The organism is Sphingobacterium sp. B29 (assembly GCF_001952815.1).
In the GTDB taxonomy this organism is placed as follows: domain Bacteria; phylum Bacteroidota; class Bacteroidia; order Sphingobacteriales; family Sphingobacteriaceae; genus Sphingobacterium; species Sphingobacterium siyangense.
Map to the genome: position 1 here is coordinate 731911 of NZ_CP019158.1, position 22010 is coordinate 753920.

The 22010-nt window shown below is 39.3% G+C and carries 14 protein-coding genes; 1 reads left to right on the forward strand and 13 read right to left on the reverse strand.

The features are described from left to right. Window positions 1–12 precede the first annotated feature (12 nt). The 13 genes from BV902_RS03100 to BV902_RS03160 all read right to left on the reverse strand — a co-directional run bounded on the left by BV902_RS03100 (window position 13) and on the right by BV902_RS03160 (window position 20552). The gene (locus tag BV902_RS03100; protein WP_083663459.1) at window positions 13–1536 is read right to left on the reverse strand and encodes a PKD-like family lipoprotein; all 1524 of its coding nucleotides are present in this window, start codon (window positions 1534–1536) and stop codon (window positions 13–15) included. 23 nt (window positions 1537–1559) lie between these two features. Continuing rightward, window positions 1560–2327, reverse strand: a complete 768-nt coding sequence (locus BV902_RS03105) for a DUF4843 domain-containing protein (protein ID WP_172840637.1) — start codon at window positions 2325–2327, stop codon at window positions 1560–1562. A 10-nt stretch (window positions 2328–2337) separates the two neighbouring features. After that, window positions 2338–3768 (reverse strand): RagB/SusD family nutrient uptake outer membrane protein, encoded by a 1431-nt coding sequence (locus BV902_RS03110; RefSeq protein WP_075990741.1) that lies wholly within the window; start codon window positions 3766–3768, stop codon window positions 2338–2340. A 10-nt stretch (window positions 3769–3778) separates the two neighbouring features. Then, window positions 3779–7237 (reverse strand): SusC/RagA family TonB-linked outer membrane protein, encoded by a 3459-nt coding sequence (locus tag BV902_RS03115; protein ID WP_083663460.1) that lies wholly within the window; start codon window positions 7235–7237, stop codon window positions 3779–3781. Window positions 7238–7271: 34 nt separating this feature from the next. Beyond that, the gene (locus BV902_RS03120) at window positions 7272–8387 is read right to left on the reverse strand and encodes a FecR family protein (RefSeq protein WP_075990742.1); all 1116 of its coding nucleotides are present in this window, start codon (window positions 8385–8387) and stop codon (window positions 7272–7274) included. A gap of 209 nt (window positions 8388–8596) precedes the next feature. Beyond that, window positions 8597–9154, reverse strand: a complete 558-nt coding sequence (locus BV902_RS03125; protein WP_075990743.1) for an RNA polymerase sigma factor — start codon at window positions 9152–9154, stop codon at window positions 8597–8599. Between the two features lie 197 nt (window positions 9155–9351). Continuing rightward, complete coding sequence (locus tag BV902_RS03130) at window positions 9352–10077, reverse strand: DUF4998 domain-containing protein (RefSeq protein ID WP_075990744.1); 726 nt, start codon at window positions 10075–10077, stop codon at window positions 9352–9354. A 6-nt stretch (window positions 10078–10083) separates the two neighbouring features. Beyond that, complete coding sequence (locus BV902_RS03135) at window positions 10084–11358, reverse strand: DUF5000 domain-containing lipoprotein (RefSeq protein WP_216640429.1); 1275 nt, start codon at window positions 11356–11358, stop codon at window positions 10084–10086. 55 nt (window positions 11359–11413) lie between these two features. Next, window positions 11414–13330, reverse strand: coding sequence for a RagB/SusD family nutrient uptake outer membrane protein (locus BV902_RS03140; protein WP_083663781.1), 1917 nt, complete (start codon window positions 13328–13330; stop codon window positions 11414–11416). 12 nt (window positions 13331–13342) lie between these two features. After that, window positions 13343–16801, reverse strand: a complete 3459-nt coding sequence (locus BV902_RS03145; protein WP_083663782.1) for a TonB-dependent receptor — start codon at window positions 16799–16801, stop codon at window positions 13343–13345. Between the two features lie 302 nt (window positions 16802–17103). Continuing rightward, window positions 17104–18231 (reverse strand): FecR family protein, encoded by a 1128-nt coding sequence (locus BV902_RS03150; RefSeq protein ID WP_172840638.1) that lies wholly within the window; start codon window positions 18229–18231, stop codon window positions 17104–17106. Window positions 18232–18381: 150 nt separating this feature from the next. After that, window positions 18382–18957, reverse strand: coding sequence for an RNA polymerase sigma factor (locus BV902_RS03155; RefSeq protein WP_075990746.1), 576 nt, complete (start codon window positions 18955–18957; stop codon window positions 18382–18384). 161 nt (window positions 18958–19118) lie between these two features. Beyond that, window positions 19119–20552, reverse strand: a complete 1434-nt coding sequence (locus BV902_RS03160) for an arylsulfatase (RefSeq protein WP_075990747.1) — start codon at window positions 20550–20552, stop codon at window positions 19119–19121. 386 nt (window positions 20553–20938) lie between these two features. Between BV902_RS03160 and BV902_RS03165 the strand changes: the two genes are divergently transcribed. Further along, complete coding sequence (locus BV902_RS03165) at window positions 20939–21925, forward strand: LacI family DNA-binding transcriptional regulator (RefSeq protein ID WP_075990748.1); 987 nt, start codon at window positions 20939–20941, stop codon at window positions 21923–21925. Window positions 21926–22010 lie beyond the last annotated feature (85 nt).

Genomic DNA, 22010 nt, shown 5'->3' on the forward strand with positions numbered 1-22010 from the left:
ATATTTTGACATTTAGCGTTCGCGATAAGTTAAGCTTTTGATTCGGCCAAAACCTGTATATGATTTATCTAGCACAATGTTTGCATTTAGCCCTGGAACGTTATAAATGTTTAAGCTCCCTTCGGTACCATCTGCTTTGCTAGGGTTATAAAAGCCTACCATGAGTTTATTCCCACTAGTATATTTTGTAGTATTTTTGAATTCATAGAAATTCAAATAACTAATTTTTTTATCCCCTAGGTCCACCATTAGTTTGGAGGTTTTGTAGGTCATGTCGTATTCATAAATTTTACTACCAACATTGTAAAATAGGTATCCGAATTCGGGGTTAAATGCAAAGAGTTCTGCTTTATCTATGTCTGTGCCAATTATTTCGCTGTAGTAAGTTTGTGCGGTGCTGACAGCGTTGAACCTCACAAGGTATTTTTTTGACCCATTGGGCTCTTTTAGGATAGCGAAGATCTCACCACCATTGTAGGCCATCCAGCGCATATACAGCATATCTAGACCTGTATTAAAACTGAATAACCTAAGATCTTTTTCTGGGTCGAAAAGAGTAGTACAAGTTGAGGCAGTGGATACATGACGCACAAATCTTCGATTCGTTTTATCATATAATATAATGGGATTGGAGATGTCTGTATGCCGTCCCCCTATGAAAGGGGCTACCTCAAATCCTTTTTCTTCGGCAGCAATGTAATTGATCGGAGTCGAGTAAAAGATATTGAGTGCCCGTTCGTAAAAGTAGGCATTTCCGTCACCTAATAAATAGGACGATCCGCCATTTCTTTGTTGGATTACATCGGCATAAAATCCGGCTGGAATTGTGCCAATCATTTCATAGGACAGTCCCATGGTATTTGTCCATTTAAAGGTATTGGGATCTACCTTGGTTGTGCCGGTTGTTGTGCCCAAATACAGCCCATAGCTGATCTTGTCTGGTCCGAGCAGTAACCCCGTTGCGTATGTGTAGGTCATGACAGGTTTGCCTGTTAATGTGAGCTCCGATCCAGTATATGCTAAAATGTCGTTATACACATCAAAGGTGTTGGATGAATTTAACACGAGCATATCAGCTCTGGCCTTTCCATTGGCTTCGTTCATCATAATCCAACCTTCATTGATTTCGTTGACCACTTTAAGTTTGAAAGGACGTGTATATTTTATTCCAGTCTGTTTGTCTGTGACTGAAAAATATGCCTGATAGCTTCCTGCAACGAGATTCATTTTAATGTTCAGATCTTTTTCTTCACTTAGTGAGAATATTTCCTGACCTCCCAGACCATTGGAGCCAATGTAAGCCCACTGGTATTGATAATTATCTTCAACAAACTTACTGTCTTGCGTAAATTGTATTTTGGGGTTTAACTTCAGGTCCTTGCCGATAAGGGCAGTGACTTCATTGGGTAGTTCTGTAATCGTATCCAATTCATTTATTTGAGAATAATTATAATTTCCAAGATCCTTTTTACAGCCTCCCAAGAACATACATGTGATCAAGAAGCTAATAATTGAATATGAGATGTTTATTTTCATTTTTTTTATTTTAAGTCTGTAAGCTATTGCGCGGAACTACCCATGTTCATCGGTTGGCCATCTTCGTCTAAGATGAGGTTGCCCGCTGCTTTCTGCTCATTCAGATACCGTTGCATAAATTTACCATAAGCCAATGTTTCAGCAATTGAAATATTGGTATCCATATATTGTGGGTCGACATTAAGGACTTCAACCATTAAGTTGAGTTTTTTACGGGAAAAAGTCCCGAGATAGAAGTCCAGCCAACGCGCCGGCTTTTTTATTATATCATTAATAAACCATCTATAATTAATAAAATGCAGCTTTTGACCAGTTGTCTGGTTCGTCACTTTATACTGCATATCGGCTGAAAAATTTTCATTTTCGAGGAGGTCAAAACTGAGTATGAAATTTTGATCCTTCATATCAGGAGTTCTCATAAATCTGAGCCATATCGTATCCCGAAGTTGATTCTTTTTGATCGATAAATCTTTGGTTATCATTTGATAGTGCTTGCCTTCGATTGCAGTAGAAGATGAATTTATGGCTATTTTATAAGGCCGATCTTTATCTACTGAGTTTCCTATTGTGGCAATGACCATATGCACAAGCGAATCGACTGTTGTTCCTTTAATCAGGCTGAAAGAGATCACTGTAGAATCTTTAAGGACCTCTGAAGAATAGGCGAGGGGCCGTGCAGTTTCATTAAAATAAACGGTAGGTTTTCCTTCATACTTGTGGAGCTCTTTTTCACATGAAAAGAGGCAAGCAATAGTTGCGCAAGCTAGGAATAGGTAGTGTATATTTTTCATGGTTAGCATTTTATTGTCTATAAATAGATTCAGAGTCTGGGAGAGGAACGTTGTAGTTTATCGTTACGTTGCCACTTGTTGCAGAGCCATTGGCCACGGAGGTTACGTTTCTTCGCTTGTAGTAATAAAAAAGCTGTCCTTCTCCGAATAAATCCTTTTGATACTCTTTTTGTAGCTCGGTCGAAATGTTTACAGTTGTTGCCAAAGGTAATAAGCCCCGGTTGGCGCGGACTATATTGAGCAGAGCTATTCCGTCGGCAGTATTGGGCTCACATTCGGCTGCGATATAATATATTTCGCTTATTTTGAGCAGTGGAACGCTAAAACGAAAAGTTTTGGTCTTGTCGACGACATCTGCGTATTTAAGAAAAGTTTTATATGGTTTTGATCCATTGGAAGGCATCTGCCAGTTTAAATTGTATCGATAATCATTTTCATTATTTTCATATACGGTTGCTAAGCGACTTGGCGTTGGAGCCAATATTTGCCTTTCACTAATTGAAGGATCGAACCAGGTTAGATAACGATTGTATAGTTGGGAGTTCATCACGCCAAATAGCATTTCTGTTGAAAATACACGATCGGGATTTTGTTTTTCAACTAAAGCATTGGCGGAAGTCGTCCATGGAAACTTGTCGCTTGCAGCGATCACCTCTTTAGCTGTAGTTAATGCACTGGCTTTGTCACCACGATAGAGATAAGCTCGCGCCTTGAGGCCTTTTACGGCGTAATAATTAAGCCTGTAATTTCTGTTATTGCTTAGAAAATCGACGAGATCTTCTGGTTTGGCAACGTTTACCCCCTTTGTGATAATAGGATCGTTTTGAAGTAAGGTTTCGGCAATGTTTAAATCCGCTAATACGATGTCCATAAATTCATTGGCGGGTAATAAAGGATTTACTTCAGTTTTACTGTTTTTATAATAAGGTAAACTCTGCTTGGTAGAATCTGCCGTTGAGTATCGAGGGCCATATAAACGTAATAGATCGAAATGCAGGAATGCGCGCATGGCAATTGCCTCCCCCCGATAGTTATTTTCTGTGGATTGATCCAAAATACCTTTGTATTTATCCAGATTCTCCAAAAAGACGTTAATATTTAAAATGGTCGCATATGCATTCGACCAGATGTTCTCCATACGGTCTACAGTTGGTTTATCTTTGTAGGCATAAGTTGAAGTCTTATACTGATTGTGCTCAGAACTAATATTGTAGCGCTGACCGAGGATTTCGATGGTAGAAAGTGTAAGATTATCTCCATATAACTGGTTTCCTGCAAGATCTAAATAGATACCATTGAGTACGGATCTGATGCCGTTTTTGGAACTGTATAACTCAGATTCGGAGACTTTGTCTTCTGGTTGGACATCTAAAAATTTTTTGCAGGAGAAAAACGTTATAGTTGTCAACAGAATTAGGAGAATTTTAATAGTGCGTTTCATAAGTCAATAATTAAAATGATGCTCTGAAAGAGAAGGCGAATGTTCTAGCATAAGGGTAGGATATACCGCGTTCTCTTCTGACGGTAGAAAAATAAAGGAAGTCATTGGCCATCAAGTTGACAGATAGTGATTTTAGTTTCATGCGCTGTAGCCAAGGACCTTTGTCAAAGAGATAACCGATGTTTAAGGTTTCGCTACTGAGCGTGTTTAAGGATTGGACAAATCGTGACGATATCGGTGTAGTTGTCGTTTGGGAGATTGCTTTAAATTGTGCAATATCTCCTGGTTGTTGCCATCGGTCATATAGTGCACGTTTGTCCTGGTTATTTACAATGTTGGTGAAGTTAATATTCTCCACTTTGTCAAATAATGCAGTATTGAAGATATCGCCGCCTAGTCTATAGCGGAGCCCTAGTCCAAATGTAAATCCTTTGATTCGAAGGTTTGTAGAAATTACCCCTTCGACTTTAGGAGCGGTATTTCCGACATTGGCTACGTCAGCACCGCTATAATCAAAAGTGTATTGTCCATCTTTAGTCAAGAAAACTTCTTTTCCTGTGGTCGGATCAATCCCCAGGGATTTGGTCGCCCAAATAGCTTCAGCACTATTTCCGTCTATATATCTGATTAAGGATTTGGATGTTTCCTGCTGTTTGTTGAGGGTTCTTAGAATGTCTCCAAATCCGCCATATTGGCTCTTGTAGCTTGCGGCGGTAAGCCCAATATTCCACGTGACTCCTTTTTCAAGATTATAAATCGGATAAATCGTAAGTTTAGTCTCCAGTCCTTTATAGGTTAGACTGCCAATATTATAGGGATAGGAAAATACGCCTGTTGAGGACGGTAAGTCTACCGGAACGATTAAAGGATCTGTTTTCTTGTTATACGCATTGATATAACCTGTAAAACGATTGTTGAATAGGCTGAAATCTAAAGAGGTACTGATCTGTTGTGTTTTTTGGGGCTCTAAATTGGGATTCCCCAACATATTAAGTGTTACGCCCTGACCGAACTGGTTGTAATTTGTACTGGTATAATTGTATAATGAAATTGAGCTGATGTTAGCGAAATTCTGATTACCTGTGACACCCACATTTCCGGTTAGCCGTAACGAGTTTATCCAGGGCATTTTTTTTGCGAATGCTTCTTTGTGGATATTCCATCCTAAACCGACGGCATAATAGGGAGAGAATTGTTTATTACTTCCATAAGCCGTTGATCCATCAAGCCTGTACACGATATCAAATAGGTAGCGGTTATCATAAGAATAATTTGCGCTTAGTGTTGTATTGACCGTACGATATGTGCTACTTGATGCTAGTGGAGCGCCATCGAGTAAATAATTATAGGCAAAACGCGGATTGCCCGTGTTTCCTGCCGGAAATCCTTCAGCTACAGTTTGATAGGCATCGTTTTTGTTTTCAGCGATTGTATTGCGCCAGTTTGCATTTAATTGATGCTTTTGTGCGAAGGTTTTATAAAAGGTCAACATAAAATTTCCTTGATAGGAAAAATTGTTATTTCGACTGTCCGTATATCTTCCTTTCCTTAAGGTTGGTGTTTCGAAGAAATCGCTCATCTCGGGCGATTTATAGATTTTTCCTTCTGTTGTCCCTTTTGTTATTTGTAACGCAGCATTTGCTCTTAGATAACCCGTAATGTCATAGTTGGCATTAAAGTTATTCTGTACCTCTAGGTTTTTGGATTTATTATATTGTGGCAGCATAGCATCATATAATGGATTGGCAACATAGAAGTCGACAGAGGAGTTTGATTTACGACTGATTTCCAAATATGGGGTTTCCAAATTTTTTTCATAATAGGGATTTGTATTTACCCAGGTGGAAAATGAACCATATTGAGATTCGGTTGTCTTGTTCCCTCTGATGTAGGTAATATTGTTGATATTTACCTTATTTTTTCGATAAGTTAGGTTGATACTACCACTATAGCTATCCCTTCCTGATCCAATCATGGCTCCTTTTCCTGTCCTATAGTTTAAGCCAAGGTTGTAGATAAAGGTCTCGTCTCCACCAGCGGCATTAATTGAGTTATTGGTTGAGAAACCATTTTGTAACGGTTCACTTAACCAGTAACTATCAACTCCTTTTTTTACAAATGAAAGGTGTTGATTGTATAGGCTATCGAGATAGATTTGATGTGTGGGGCTTACCGATGAATTGTAACGCCCGGAGAGTCTTTCGAATTCCAATTTTTCGGTGGCATTCATCATATTGTATGCGGACAAATCGGGCATTTCGAACCTAAAATCCTGTGTGTACGTAAACTGTAGCTCACCTGGTTTTGGTTTTATAGTCTCTATAACAACAACGCCGTTAGACGCTTGTGAACCATATAACGCTGTTGAAGCAGCATCTTTCAATATGGTTACTGATGCGACACGATTCATGTCAAGATCAACAATAGTCTGTATTGTTGTTGGAAACCCATCCAATACAAATAATGGCTGATTGGGATCAGCCCCAAATTGGTCTGTAAGTGTTGAGCTGGGAATACTACTCTTGCCACGTACTTCAATCACTGGCATGACATTGGGATTCGAACCTGCTAGATTGTTCTCAATTTGCAGAAAAGAAGGATCTAAAGTTTTCAAACTTTGAATAATGTTGTTGTTGCTTACTGCTTTTAATTCAGTACCAGAGAATTTTGTGGTCGTACCTGTAAAGCTGTCCTTATTTCTATTGATTCCTGTTCCTGTAACTACGACTTCTTCGATCATGTTGTCCTGCCTGCGAAGTTTAATAACCATTCCGTTGATAGACAAGTATGCTTTGATTTCCTGATTTTCGTAACCAATGAAGGAGACAATGAACATTTCATTCAATGAAGTGATAGGCAGAACGAATACTCCATCCGTATTGGTTTTAACGGATTTCTTATCATCATTTTTTTGCCGTATGGAGGCACCTTCAACGGGTTTTCCGTTTTCATCAAGTACCTTCCCAGTAATGTACTGTTGCCGGATTTGGCTCACATTGCTGTTATTCGAGGACTTTTTGGGCGCTGGTTTAATCACCACTGTCTTATTAACAATCTCATAGTCGAGGCCATTCGGTTTTAGAATGGCATCCAGTGCCTGCTGTAAGGTTCCGTTTTCAAATTTAACACCGGTATCCTTGATCTTTTCGAGTACAACGTCTTTATAGAAAAAACTATAACCAGATTGTTTTTCCAGTTGTTGAAAAACTTGTTTGACGGACGATTTGTTTGAGTTGATAGAGATGCGCTGTGCATTTGTTGTACCATAGAGCTGCATCAAGCTGATCGTCAAAAGTGCCGAAACAAGGTGAAAACGCAGTTTGTTTTTTCGGTTAAATACGGGGGGTAATTTGCTGTCATTACTGCTCTCCAGAATAGCCCGAGGCCAGGTGATGGCATCTGAGTTTGATGAAATTTGGACATGGTTATCCCATGGGACCGAAGGTTTGGCCTTCCTATTGTTTTGCATTAGGTTAATGTTTTTTAAGTTCAGTATTAATAATTTAGTTTTTCAGTAGGATTGTTTTTTGTTGATTTTTATTCTGTACGATGTCGAAATTCAATCCAGCAGTTTGGAGGACGGTTAGGATTTCCTGCAAATTCATCTGCTTATTGATTTTTCCACTAAATCGTTCGTTTATTTCGGAGTCGTCAAGACGGACGTTGAGATCGTACCATCTTGCTAACTGTTGCATAATTTCATTTGCTGTGGCATTATGGAAGGTAAAATAACCTTCACGCCAGGTTATATACTCCGCGGCATCCACATTTTTCTTACTAAGAGCAGTGCCTTTAAAATTCGCTTGCTGGTTGGGTGTCAAGAGTATTTTCTGCTGCTGATGTTGTACTTCAATTTTACCTTCAACAAGTGTTGTTTGCGTCGTAAGATCATTATCATAGGCATTGATATTGAAATGGGTACCCAAAACTTTGACTTGTTGATCAGTTGTTTTTACAATGAATGGTTGTTCTGGATTTTTGCTAACTTCAAAATAGGCTTCACCATGTAATTCAACTAAACGCTCTGGGCCTATGAATTTCGAAGGGTAGCTCAAGGAGCTATTCGCATTCATCCATACTTTGGTCCCATCTGGAAGTACAATTTTAAATAGTTGCCCTCGAGGTGTTGAAAGCGTATTTTGAACGATGTGATTTGCATTGTCATTATAGACAAGTTCTCCGTTTTTGATTTCCTGAACGCCTTCAATGGCTTGGGTAGCTTTACCTTGGTTGTTGAGTATGACGACTGCTCCATTTTCAAAAGTAAGTTGTACATTTTCCTGAACGGGGCGTATCATCGCTACTTGCGCAGGTGCTATTTTGTCGAACACTGCATGCTGATAGTAGAAGTAGCCCATGGCAAAACCGAGCGCAATCGTAATCGAAGCCGCTATACGAATCCCATACCTATAGCCAATTGATTTAGGTTCGGGGAATCTCATACTATGATTTAGACGTTGTAGTATACGGTGCTGACTTGCTTGAATATCGTTATCCTTGGGCATGTTGTTTGCCTCAGCTTCTTCAAACCATTTTTTCAAGGTATCGTATTCGGCTTTATTTTCGAAGCCCAATAGATAGTTTTTGATTAGTTTTTGCAGCGTATTAGGTACTTTCATCTAGTTAAATCTATTTATTCATTTGTAAGCAGTCTCTTTAAGAGATTTATGTTGCCTTCGACTGTTTCAGCTATGATTGAGTTATCAGTGATATGCATTATCCTGTATCACTTGAATACATCATGATGACTTCACAGGTCGTTTGGTTAGCCTTGTATAGATATAGTCATCGAAAAAACTGAAAGCACCTACGCTAAAATGAAAAAAAATTAAAAAAATGAGAGAAAGGTGTGGAAGTCTTTGGTAACTAGGCGTAAACGTTTTAGAGCTTTGTTTATTTGATTCTCAACGGTACTTTTTGATAGGCCGTATTCAAGCGCTATCTGGTTGATGGATTTGTGGTTGATGCGGCTTTCATTGAAAATAATTCGGCAACGTTCAGGAAGATTTTGTATTTCTTCTTGAATGAGGTCCAATAGATAGCGGTAATGTAAGCGATCTTCGATTGGCGCATCATCGAGGATGATATCTACTTTATCGATATCCACCCTATGCTGTTCGTGATTTTTATTGAAGTAGGAGAAGGTGAGGTAGCGTGCGCCAGTTTTGAGGTAGGATTCGATATTATTGATTTCTTGCAATCTACTCCGGTTTTTCCAGATACTCAAGAATAAGTCATGCAGGATATCTTCAGTTGCTTCGGTGTTTTTAGTTTTGGGGTAGACGTATTGGTAAATTGTTTTCCAAAAATGATTATATAGTGCATCGAATGCAGTTCGGTCGCCTTCTGCGATTTGTTTCAGCCAAAGTGCAATTGTACTATCCATTTTAGTTTCCAATTATGGCACAAATGTATCTAAAAAAAGATAGTTAAAAAAGGTTAGCGGGGGAACTGCTTTAGAAGCGTTTCCCCGCTAACCTTTTCTGTTGTAATCTGCGAGATCAAAAAATGCATGTAAGGAAATCGCTGTTATTTACCTTACCAAGTATCGTCGCAATAGTTATAATTTTGTTGGCATTCGCACTATTTGCTATAGTTCTGTTCTGTAAATGCAGTATAGAAATAATCGATGGAAACTTGTACAGGTTTGTAAACAGTTCTGTATTTGACTGTACTTGGACTTACAATGTTTTTTAAGCTTGCAAAGTCCTCATAGGGGGTAATGCGAACTGTCGTGGAATCTCCTGAAGTGTTAAGATAAGTAACTTCCGTAAACTGCATTGGGTAAAATGTGCCCTGTCTAGGTAGGTTGTTCTCTCGCGCCAACACTAGGAAATGCTCGCTGGCATTTGATTTGTCAAATTTTGAAAATGAGCGATTTACAAGGGTCCGTATATAACTCTGACCGTAAATAAACTGACTCGAGGTTACTGATCGAGAACTATCACCCTGACTGGTAAATGAATAAACGTTTGCAGTATATGTTGCTTCCGAAAGTGCATCTAAGGTGATGAGTTTGATTTTACCATGTTCGCTACCTTCTATCGGATAATTTTTTACTTCTGGCGTAGGCGAGAGACTGCTCCTTAGATAGACTCTAACACTATTCACTTTGGGGTCTGTCGTTACCTTAAACCGTAGTATCCCTCTTTGGTTACCGGGGATAATAGATAGCGAATCTATCCGGCCCGGATAGTAAATTTCCCCATTTTTTAGGTATTCCCCATAATAGTAGTCTGACGGCTTGCAACTGTAGGTTAAAAGGACAGTACCCAATACGATCAGCATATAATTCAATATCTTTTTCATAATTTATCAGTCTACGTATTTTCCATATAATTTCAATTCTGATATAGCAACTGTGAGGGCATTACCTAGTGGTTGTTCTCGAACGCCGTTCCATGTACAGTTTACTTTTATGCGGAAATATTTGAATCCGCTCGGGTTGTCCCAGTTTACTTCAAAATCTTCTCCCTTACGTGCATAATCTTGATCCTCACTATTTGCGTTAGTGCCAAAGGCTAGGCCGGATGGACGGACGCCTTCAAATGTTCCAAGTAATGTCCAAGAATCCCAGGAGCCATCTTGTGCAGGTGAATTACTGCCATAAAGTTCGAATTCTTTTGGGTGTGTAGCTTGAAACAATAGCCCATAATTGTCGTTTCGACCCCAAAGTTTGACCCGACTTACCTGTGCCTTTTTACGGGCATCCAACGTGAATTGGAATGGGATCGGAGCAGCCTTCCCCCACCACTGCTTGTTTGTGATATAATATGGTGATCCTTCAATTCCATCAAATAGTGATACCTGCATTTCGGCACTTCCGCCTTGTGCATTGTAATTGCTGATGTAATCACCATTTCTATTCATATCGCTATAGGCAGTAATGCCGTTGTAAATTAATAAATTGTTGATTTCATATTCTTCTTGTGGTGTTAAATTGCGACGAATGGTGTCTGATACGTTACCCCATTGATCGCGTATTACGATGCCGTAGGTGGTTGCGATCGGTTGTTCTCCACGAACGCGAATAACACCTTCTTTGGATTTTGTATAGGTCTCGTTTAAGACATTCCAACCGATCTCTTTGGTGGTTGGATTTTCCCCATATTTGAATACACTTAAAATAATATTTGCCGCATCTTTATTTTCAAATTTGAGGTTTACGCCACCAAATGTGCTATAGAAAAAATCATTAGATTTAAACGATTCGGCTAAAATGATATAATTGGGCTTTCCTGTCTTGATTTTAATAGTAACAGGATCAGACTCCACATCACCAACCGCAACAGCAACAAGCTTAACTTCGTGCTCACCTATCGCAGCATATCCTTGCACAGCAAGTTGGTTATCGTATATGCTGGCCTTAGTGACCATTTCTTTCCCATTTTCCAATGTATAGGTTGCCTTCACATAGCGTAAGTCGGCTGAAGTCGGTAAATCGTAGCTGATCTTTGCTCCGCCGGGAGCTTCTTCATAGGCAAGATTCTTTAAGGTATTCGGTTTTTCTCCTTGTCTTGCTGCGATAATGCCTATGTCTTCCTTGCAACTTGTCCATAGTAATGGAGCCATCAAAAGGATTGCTAGCATGATTGGAGCGGTTTTATTTATTAAATTTTTCATTATGCGATATTTGTAATTTAAATTACCATCCTGCACTTTGGACAAGATTTGGGTTACGTCTTCTTTCATTTAAGCTCAATGGCCAAAAGTAATCCCGATCCATGAATGACCGTGTATATAATAGTGTTGTCCGATAGTAAGAGCCTTCGGATGATTGATTGATATCCCATCCTAAAATTGGATTGTTTAGTTCTTTGACGGCATCTTTCCAACGGCGAAGATCCCAAAAACGGACACCTTCCAAAGCAAACTCATTTGTACGTTCACGTTTGATAATTTCACGAAGTCCATCTTTTGTTGCAGGTTTGTTTGGCCAAGAGGAGAAATTTTGCCAAGATTCTACTACACCTTTAAGACCACTGCGCGTTCGGACAGCATCAATGAAGGAATATACCTCTGCTGAGGGGCCATTTGCTTCATTTAGTGCTTCTGCATAATAAAGGTAAAGATTGGCTAAACGCATAATGGGATGGCCAAACAACCGCGCAGTATATGCATTACTTGCACCGACTGTACTTCGATAATTATAATGTTTTTTTGAGGCGTATCCTGTCCAATTGAATCGTGTGGGGTCCACTTTTCCTGAAGATCCCGAATATTTGAGATCAATATTGTAGGCATTTGCGTCCGAACCGGCTTGCAACATAAAGACACGTCCGGCATCAAACATTAAGGTTCCATAAAACCGGTTTTCTCGATTTAAATTCATTCGGGCTGTTTGTTTCCCGGCGACCAAATCATATTTATAAGCATCTGTGTTGGGAACTGTAATCAAATCAAATCTCGATGTATATGGATAAGTAATATCTTCCTCAATAGGTACTCCATTGTTGGAATAGAATTTCTCCACAATATTTAGAGTCGCAGACATAAAGCCCAACAAGGTTCCCGACGTTGCATTGGCGGTATATCGAGGCAGCATAAAATAACCTTGAATGGTTCCATTGGCTGTTGATTTCGTATCTAGCCATAATACTTCAGGGTTTTCGGTATTTTCGTTATATGCTTCTCGAATATTCATTTGAAACTGTGTACTCGCTTGAGGTGTGAATCCTCCAGTGGGCGTCCAGGTATGCAATTTCTTGCCATGTTCAGTAGCAAAATCGATGGCTTCTTTACAAGCTTTTGCTGCCAATTGCCATTTTTCAGCCGAATAGGTATGGTTAAATAACTCTTTCCCATCGCTGTTTTTAATAGAAGCTTCCGTACCAACATTTCCATTGAAAAGAGGGCTGGCGGCATAAACCAATATCTCAGCCTTCATTGCTTTGGCGACGATTTTTGTGATGCGTCCTGTTTCACTGTTCACCGCAGTAACGTCATCCATTAAATTGGGGATGGATTCATCAATCATACCGATAACATAGTTGAAGCATTCATCTACACTATTTCGAGGCAACTGAGAAGATCCCGGGCTATCATAGATAGGGATATTCTTGTCTCGGACAGGTACTGGACCATACTGTTTCATTAGGAGAAAGTGATAGTAGGCTTTCAGAAATTTGACTTCTGAGATCCACATCTGTTTCTCTTCGTCTGTCATATCCGGTACCGACATAATATTGTCGAGAAATGTATTACAGTTTGTGATACCCACCCAAAGATTTGTTGCACCATTGTTCCCATCCCAAGCATTTAATAGGGGGGTGTCGCCATTTTGGTTACCCAAAGCGATTCTCCAATTGAAGTACCCCGAATAGGTCGATTCGGAGTTTAACCAAAATTCATCTCCAGAGAGCCAGCCTGGGTTATTGGTCATCGAAAAGCTTTGTGGTAATTGACTATAGCAAGTCACTAAATAACGCTCGGCCATTGTACGCATTGCAAATGCTTGGTCGAGTACAGGTGCATTATCTGGAACAACATCCAGAAACTTATTACAGGAGGTCGAAAGACCTACGAACAACCCTAGCGCGATTATACTTTTCTTAAATCTCATTTTCATAGTTTCTTATAAATTAGCATTAATACCAATGTTAAATACCCTTTGCAGCGGATAGTTTAGCGCATTACCACCCATTTCAGGATCCCATAATTTGAAAGAGCTAAATCGCAATAGATTTGTTGCACTGGCATAAATACGTAGGTTTTTGAATTTGTATCGTTGCGTTAGTTTTTTGTTGAATGTGTAGCCTAATTCGACTTGTTTTAACCGAAGCAGACTGCCATTACGCATCCAAAAAGTACTTTGAACCGTATTGTTGGCCATTGGCATTACGCTTAAACGAGGCCATGCTGCATAGATATTTTTATTGTCTTCGGACCAATAGTTATTTGCCCATTCTTGGAAGACAGCGTTGGGTGATGTTTCAACACCGAATGGAGCAATTCCTCGACTCAATGGACTGCTCGTATTATTCGTTGTTGGATTAATAAATAACGATGTTCTTCCAACTCCGCTAAAAAAGAACGAGCAGTCGAAACCTTTATAGCCAGTGCTTAAACCAAATCCATAATTTATTTCTGGAGTCGTAGGATAGCCAATTGGCATGCGGTCGTCGTCATTGATTAAACCATCTCGGTTAACGTCCAAGTATTTGATATCTCCACCACGGACTGTTGATCCGAATTCTTGGGCAGGACTATTATAGACTTCGTTGTCATCAATAAACAAGCGCTCCGCTATATAACCGAACTGATTGCTGACAGAAGTTCCTTGACGTTGACGGTACTCGTTTTTATACGCGGGCTCTTCGAAAAATGCATATTCCCCAGTTGCAAAAGTGAATGTTCCTCTACCTTGGAACCATAAATCACTGTTAACAGACTTATTGTAGACCAATTCTCCGTCAAATCCCTTACTCTTATATTTCCCGACATTGGCAAAAACAGAGGCGGTTAGACCATTGATTGAGGATAATGAACGTGCTTGAACGATATTGTCGCGTTCTTGCTGATAAAAATCACCTGTAAATGTTAATGCGCCTTTAAATAAGCTTAAGTCAATTCCTAAATTGGTTTGTTTGGAAATTTCCCATCTAATGTCGGGGTTGGCATACCGATTGACCACAATACCGTTGACGGTTCTACGCCCTGACTCGGCAGGTAATCCAAAGGAATAACCATAGTCTGTGCTATTAAGGTTGACATCTGAAAGATAGAAGAATCGAGTATCAAGTATCTGGTCATTCCCGAGAATACCACGAGTGAAGCGGAATTTTAAATTACTGACGACGTCCTTAATTGGTTCGAAAAACTGCTCATTGGAGACATTCCACGCTAAACCGAAGGAAGGGAAAAATCCCCAACGAAATTTGTCCGAAAACTTCTCCGAGCCATTGTACCCAAAAGCAAATTGAGCGTGATAACGATTATCATAACCATAGGTGAAACTACCTGATAAGGACACATTTCTGTTTGGAAGCGTATTGATTAGGGAAATGTTATTGTCGACGGGTGTTTTGACATTATCCCGAATGGTGTTGATCAACATTCCAAATACATTATGCTTCTCATTAAAGGTCCGTTGATAGGAGAGCTGATTCTCCATATAGAAAACAGCGGATTGGGTTCTTTCTCCAGGAACAAAGTCGAGATATTCTGTTCCTGTTTCAGGATTGATCTCGCGAAAGAGCAAAGAGTTGTTTTTTGGATCGGTTCCTATTGGCTCATAATAAAACGGGTTGTACTGGCGTGATTGGGCAAAATAAGAATTTCTGCTTAGATTAAAGAGTCCTCTATAATTTAGACCTTCCAAAAGAATTGTTGAAAAATCTTGTTTTAATTCCAATTGTACCTGAATATCACTTCGCTTTCTTTCCGAGTATCCGCGCATAATCTGTGCGTAAGGGTTGGCATACTGTCCCTTATCGGCATTTCCGAAGAGTGGATGCTGAATATAGGACTGACTAGGACCGGCTTGATATACAGGGAGAAATAAAACAGGATTTGCACGAAGTGCAAGATTGTAGGCCTCTGCTCCATTTGTCGGTGGACCACTGTAGTTTTGCAGATTGGCCACGGTGCGAACCATAGCGAATGTTGATTTGGTTAAGTTGATACCAATATTGCTCCGCAGGTTCATCACTTTGAAATTAACGTTATTGTTAAAGTTGTTCAAAGCATCCATTTTAAGTAGACCATTGTCATTGGTAAAATTTCCACTCACGTTATAAGTTGCAATTTGTCCACCACCAGATACACTTAAGTTGTAGTTTTGGGTTGTTGTGGTCTTCTTAGTGAGGGCATTGAGCCAATCTACTGCTGGGTAGGTGATAGGATCATCTCCAGCAGCGGTGCGTTCAATTTTATATTGCCCATAAGGTTCTACTCCCAAGGGGTCACGAGTTGTAACAGCTTCGTTGTACATTTTCATCCAAGTGACAGGATCAGCAAATTTCAACGTTTGGGTAGGTGTTGATATTCGTTGTTCGGCTCTAAAGCTGATCGTTGCAGGTCCGTCACGTCCTACCTTTGTTGTCACGAGGACAACTCCGTTTGCTCCACGAGAGCCATACACGGCTGATGCGGTGGCATCACGTAAGATCGAAAAGTTTTCGATGTCATCAACTGGGATACGTGCCAAATCATCCGCTGTGACCTCCATGTTATCGACAAGGATTAACGGCTTGTTATTTGTTCCAAAAGTTCCTACACCTCTGATGAAGAAATCGGCATTATCGCCTCCCGGCTCTCCGCTACGTTGAAATGAAACGACACCGGCAACTTTGCCTTGTAATGCTGCCGTAAGATTGCTTACCGGTGCACGTAATTCTTTGGGGCTAAGTGATGAAACGGAACCAATAAGGTCGCTCTTCTTGGAGCGTTGACCAAATGCTGTAACAACGACTTCATCAATGGAACTTGATGCAGATTCTTTTAATATGATGTCAAATTTTGATTTTCCGTTAATAGCAACTTCCTGTGGGTCATATCCAACCATTGTGAAAATCAGGGTCGCATTGGCGGGTACTTTTAGTACAAAAGCTCCATTGATATCTGTTGCTGTACCATGGCCTGATTTCCCTTTGATACTTACACTTACACCGGTAAGTTTTCTACCTAAGGTGTCACTGACAGAGCCTGTTACTTGAGTTTCTTGCTGTAGGTCTAAACTCTTATTGATTATTGGTTTGCTAATAATCTTGTTAAGGTCATCTCTCAGCGGTTCATTTTTTTTCTTAATGACAATTGTTTTGTCAAAGAAATCGTAAGTAAAATTTGCATTCCCCAATACAATTTTTAAAACCTGTGAAAATGGCTGGTTTTTTACATCGATAGAGATGTCTTTATTGGCGGATATTTCATTCTTTTTATAGAAGAAAGTATATCCACTTTGTTTCTCAAGATCTTTTAAAATAACTTGAAGACTCGCATTATGCTTTTTAAGCGTAATTTGCTGTGCATAGGTATGAGCATCCACTTGGGATAGTCCTATGCCGATCAATAAAGTGATTAAGTTGACCCTCATAAGAGATCTAGGTAATGGTCGCGCAAAAAAAGGTATTTGTTTTTCACTTTTAAGGCTTTTATTAGGCGTCATGTGAACGCCCAACAAACCTTCATGAAAATCCCTCTCCTTCTTCATAAACGGAGTTATTGAAAATTTCATTAAATTCGTTTGGTTTTAATGTATTAATAATTGAGATGTTATACGATGCTTTAATACCAATTACTACTACGGATTCTGCGCCAACAGGGTCCGTTTTTTATTGGTATATCAATAAGGATTTATGGTGGCAGTTTTGTACTTGTCATAATTTTAGCAATTGGTTATGTAATGATTAATTTAATTCGGCTGTTGTCACCCACCAAAGCTTTTGTATTGATATCCGCAAAATTGAGCAGCTCAATCAATTTGTTTAAGCTTAGATTGCGGGGAATTGTACCCGTGTATTGTTCTTTGCTTTTACTTCGTCTGTACGTAATGTCAATATTATACCAGCGGGCAATTTGTTGCATTACCTCTTCCGTGTTATTACCATTGAAATAAAACTGACCTTTTTTCCAACTTAATACTTCTTCGAGATCTATGTGGCGGGAATTTAGTGTGCCATGTTGCAGAGTAGCCTGCTCATTTGGTTTTAGGTAAAGATTGGATTGAGGTACATCTTGTGCTGAGACTACCACAGAACCTTCCTCTAAGGTTGTTTGTGTTCTATCTGTTTCAGGGTATGCGTTGACATTGAAGCGGGTTCCAAGAACTTCAATTTTCTGACCACGTGTTTTAACGATAAATTTGCTTTGATTGGTTGTTTTCTGTACATGAAAGTAGGCTTCACCCTGTAATTCAACTTCTCTGTTTCCATTATCAAAGGAGGTAGGGTAAGAGATTTTCGAATCAGCATTTAGTGTCACTAATGTGCCATCCGATAAGGTCAGGTCATAGGTGGCACCCTTTGGCGTATACATGCTATTTTTTTGTATACTTATTTGTCCTGTTTTAACATCATGATAGCTGATTTGTCCCTTACCATCCTTTTTTATAATGACATCGCCTGTTTGTATACTTTGATTGAGCGAAAGATGTTCGAGATCTATTCGTTTACCATTTCCCAAGATAATGATTGCTCTTTCTTTACCGGGCGGGATTGATGCCAATTGCGCTGTGGTCGCTAAGATCTCGGGCTTTGGCCAGAATTGTAAGATCGAAAAACCAATCAGCAGTATGCTGGCGGCGATTGCTATATACCTGACTGTACGAAGCTGTATAATCTTTCTTGTCGGATTTTGTATTTCCTTGATAAGGCTCTTTTTTGCATTATTTTGAATATCCGCAAATTCGGTCTCAGAAATGCCATTTTCGGACTGTTTTTCAAACCAGTCGAGTAGTTCTTTTCTATCTTGAACAGTATCCTTCCTGTTCAAGAAGACGGAAATCAGCTTGTATATTTCGTTCATTTGATTCATAACAGGTTCCATTGGAATGGTCAGTTACTATACAAGTGTGTAAAATAAGGTGGAACCTCTAGTCGAAAATGAAAAAAAATGTTTTTTTTAAAATGGGTAAAATATCTATGAAAATGCCTGTTAAAAAGGGGCGGGTGTTGACTAGAAAAACAGTGTAAAATGAAATAAATGGCTTGTCGCTGCTCGAAGATGTTTGATTGCTTTATTAATGTGTTTTTCAACGGTAGACTCGCTGATATTAAGCTGCTGGGCAATAGCTTTGTTGCTCATGTAGAAGTCACGGCTCAATTTAAATACTTCTCGGCACTTTTCGGGAAGGTTTTCGACTTCTTTGGTGACAATATCGATGATATAACGGTAATAGAGTTTATCTTCTATTGCAACGGTTTCATCTTCCAGTTCGAGCTCCTCAAAATCGAGAGATGATACCTTTAATTTTAAATTTTTGCGATAATGAGCAAGGATGAGGTATCTACAGGCGCTAAATAGATAGGCCGGGAGAGATTCTATTTGTTCAATCATTTCCCGATTTTTCCATACTGACATAAAAAGGTCGTGCAGTATATCTTCAGCGACTTCACTGTTAGCAACTTTTTTTGCAATAAAAGCAATTAAATCGGGCGTAAATAGATCATATAATATAACAAATGCTCGTTGGTCCCCTTGGCGTATAAGAGGGAGAAGTTCGTGATATTGATATGATTTTTGATTTTTCATGGGTGTACTCGGGCAGTAAACTTAGTGAAAAAAATATGATTTCTTGTCACAGGAAAGATAATCTGTATTTTTTAGCGGTCTTACTACATTGCTATATTTTCAGTGACTTTAATCATTTTTTGGGGAATAACACTCAGTTAGCTACTCCCCAAACCTTAGTTTTATTTTTTGTGCGTGTTTACACTTGTCAATGGGAAAATACCACTTTCGACATGCGCTTTTTCAATCAGCTGACGTAATTCTTTTACTTTCGTTGGGTTTTCCTGGGCAATATTGTGTTGTTCTTTTGGATCTTGTTTGAGATTATATAGTTCGGCTGTAGGTTGGCTACTTGTAACTTTTTGTAAGATAAGTTTCCAATCTCCTTGGCGCAGGGCTTGACGACCCCCATCTTCATGAAATTCCCAGTACAGGTATTGGTGCTGTTTTTGTTGTTTGTTTTTACCTAGCAGCGTTGGTAAAAATGAAATTCCGTCTGTATAACGCGGTTTTTTTGTCCCGGCAAGCTCGACCATCGTAGGCATAATATCCCAAAAAGCGCCCAGGTAGTTTGAGGTTTTCCCTTCGGCAACTTTTCCATGCCAATAAACAATGAAAGGAGTCTTGATGCCACCTTCATAGAGGTCGCGTTTGTTGCCGCGTAACCCGCCAGAGCTATTGAAAAAATTGGGATCGGCTCCGCCTTCCTTGTGCGATCCGTTGTCGCTCGTGAAAATGATAATTGTATTATCCAATAGCTTGTTCTCGCGTAACCTATCAACAATTTGACCGACATAAGCATCCATACGGCTTACCATACTCGCATACATGGCATGCGGTTTTTCTACCGAAGCGTAACCGGGAACAGTCGCTTGTGGGCCATAGTCATTTCCTTTATGTGGTTTTTCATCAAACCTGTCTGCATATAATTGATAATATTTGTCATCCGGACCTGATAATTCGGCGTGAGGAAGAACTGTAGGTACATAAAGGAAAAAAGGTTTTTCTTTATTTTCATCAATAAATTTCAAGGTCTTTTCTTGGATTAATGCCGGTGCATACTGCCCTTGGGCCATTAAACCATTGCCATGGAGTTCTATCCTTTCGTTATTATGCCAGAGGTGAGTTGGGTAGTAGCGATGGGATTGACGTTGGCAGTTATAGCCATAGAATTCATCGAATCCTTTTTGATCAGGAGCACCTGTTGTATGGACCATGCCAAGTCCCCATTTTCCAAACGCACCGGTTGTATATCCTGCCTGTTGTAGAAGCATAGCAAAAGTTTGTACAGAGTCGGCTAGAGGTTGTTGTCCTTCGGGCTCAATTTCTTTGTTACCGCGTATATAGGTATGGCCGGTGTGCTGTCCTGTCATTAACGATGACCGCGACGGAGCGCATACAGATGTACCAGCGTAGAAGTTATCAAATTTCATTCCTTTAGCAGCCAATGAATCAATATGCCTCGTTTCAATTTTTTGCTGACCATATACCCCAAGGTCTCCATAACCAAGATCATCCGCCATAATAAGTATGATATTGGGTCTTTTGTCTTTCTCTTGCGCTACAGCCATAGCTGTTAACATCATCAGAAAAGATAACATAAAACGTGTTTTCATTTGCATCTAGTTCATTCGTCAAATCAAATCTCTTTGTTGGTTAGGATAGGCCACTAATTTAGATAATGGTCATCTTAATCTTTTAAGAAATTCTGATGGTTATCAATAATGGTTTGTATTCCTTTTTTATACATCTATTTGTAATAGACATTTGCTATTCATAAAGAATGAAGTTTAAATCTAAGCAAAAATATCTTTTAGGTCATATCGGTCTTCATTCATAGAAGTATAATAGTGTTAGTTAAACAGTCTTCATTGTCAATCTGATCCTTTTTTGACTCCCGCGCACACGATTGTGTAATAATTTATTGTGTGCTATCAATTGTAATCTCCGATATGTTCATATTTATTTTCTAATTTCACCCTAATTTTATGAAAATGCTCTTATGGCCAAATCAATTAAAGAAATAGCACAGGAACTCAATGTGTCTAAATCAACTGTTTCGTTAGTCATTAACCACAAAGCCGAGCGAGCACGCATTAGCAAGGAATTGGAAAATCGCGTACTTGCATACGTTGAAAAAGTTGGCTATAAACCCAATGCTCTCGCTAAGAGTTTAGCAACGGGGCGGTCAAATACCATTGGGCTAATTGTAGAGAATATTGGGGATTCTTTTTTTGGTCCATTTGCACTGTATGTAGAGGAATTGTTCCGAAAGAAAGATTATCACGTCCTCTACAGTAGTACGCTTGGAGATTCGCAAAACGCACGCGATATCATCGATTCGATGTTGGAAAAGAAAGTAGAGGGTATTATTTTGGCCCCGACAGTAGATCTGGAAGATTATCAGCGCAAAATATTGGAGCATAAGGTCCCGTTGGTAGTTTTTGATAGAAATTCTCCAACAGTGGAAACCCATTATGTACATATTGACAATGAAGTTAGTGGGAAGAATGCATGTGACTATTTGAAATCTATTGGTTGTAGAAATTTTGGACTGGTAACCATCGATTCGGATCAACCACAAATGCTGGCGCGTAAACGTGCTTATTTGGAGTTTTGTGATACATACGGAATGGAACCTCGCATATTGCAATTAACTTATCAGCACCTGAAGCAGAAAGGTTCACGTATGTTGAAAAATTGGGCAGCTAAGCAGATAGGCTTAGATGGTCTATTTTTTACCACAAATTATCTTTGTATCCTCGGATTGAAGGTATTACGGTCGGCACCTGAGAATAGCTATAATTTTCCGATGTTTTCTTTTGATGACCATGAATTATTTGATATTTTGAATCCTAAAATTTCCTGTATTCAACAACCATTGGAAGCTCTGGCTAAAACTTGTGTAAAAGTTTTGTTAAAGGAAATAGATCAAGGGATATCCACACCAAAAGAATATATCATCTCAGCGAAATTGATGCGACGCTAAAATGGGACAACAAAAGAATATATAGAAATTGAATTGTAAAAATCATAAGACGTGTTTGTCCAATTCCAGGTCTTTATTTTGATTT

Coding starts and splice junctions, on each gene's coding strand:
- BV902_RS03115 (WP_083663460.1), bottom strand. CDS start 7,237: ATGCAAAACAATAGGAAGGCCAAACCTTCGGTCCCATGGGATAACCAT.
- BV902_RS03150 (WP_172840638.1), bottom strand. CDS start 18,231: ATGAACGAAATATACAAGCTGATTTCCGTCTTCTTGAACAGGAAGGAT.
- BV902_RS03145 (WP_083663782.1), bottom strand. CDS start 16,801: ATGAGGGTCAACTTAATCACTTTATTGATCGGCATAGGACTATCCCAA.
- BV902_RS03140 (WP_083663781.1), bottom strand. CDS start 13,330: ATGAGATTTAAGAAAAGTATAATCGCGCTAGGGTTGTTCGTAGGTCTT.
- BV902_RS03100 (WP_083663459.1), bottom strand. CDS start 1,536: ATGAAAATAAACATCTCATATTCAATTATTAGCTTCTTGATCACATGT.
- BV902_RS03125 (WP_075990743.1), bottom strand. CDS start 9,154: ATGGATAGTACAATTGCACTTTGGCTGAAACAAATCGCAGAAGGCGAC.
- BV902_RS03165 (WP_075990748.1), top strand. CDS start 20,939: ATGGCCAAATCAATTAAAGAAATAGCACAGGAACTCAATGTGTCTAAA.
- BV902_RS03160 (WP_075990747.1), bottom strand. CDS start 20,552: ATGAAAACACGTTTTATGTTATCTTTTCTGATGATGTTAACAGCTATG.
- BV902_RS03130 (WP_075990744.1), bottom strand. CDS start 10,077: ATGAAAAAGATATTGAATTATATGCTGATCGTATTGGGTACTGTCCTT.
- BV902_RS03135 (WP_216640429.1), bottom strand. CDS start 11,358: ATGCTAGCAATCCTTTTGATGGCTCCATTACTATGGACAAGTTGCAAG.
- BV902_RS03120 (WP_075990742.1), bottom strand. CDS start 8,387: ATGAAAGTACCTAATACGCTGCAAAAACTAATCAAAAACTATCTATTG.
- BV902_RS03155 (WP_075990746.1), bottom strand. CDS start 18,957: ATGAAAAATCAAAAATCATATCAATATCACGAACTTCTCCCTCTTATA.
- BV902_RS03105 (WP_172840637.1), bottom strand. CDS start 2,327: ATGAAAAATATACACTACCTATTCCTAGCTTGCGCAACTATTGCTTGC.
- BV902_RS03110 (WP_075990741.1), bottom strand. CDS start 3,768: ATGAAACGCACTATTAAAATTCTCCTAATTCTGTTGACAACTATAACG.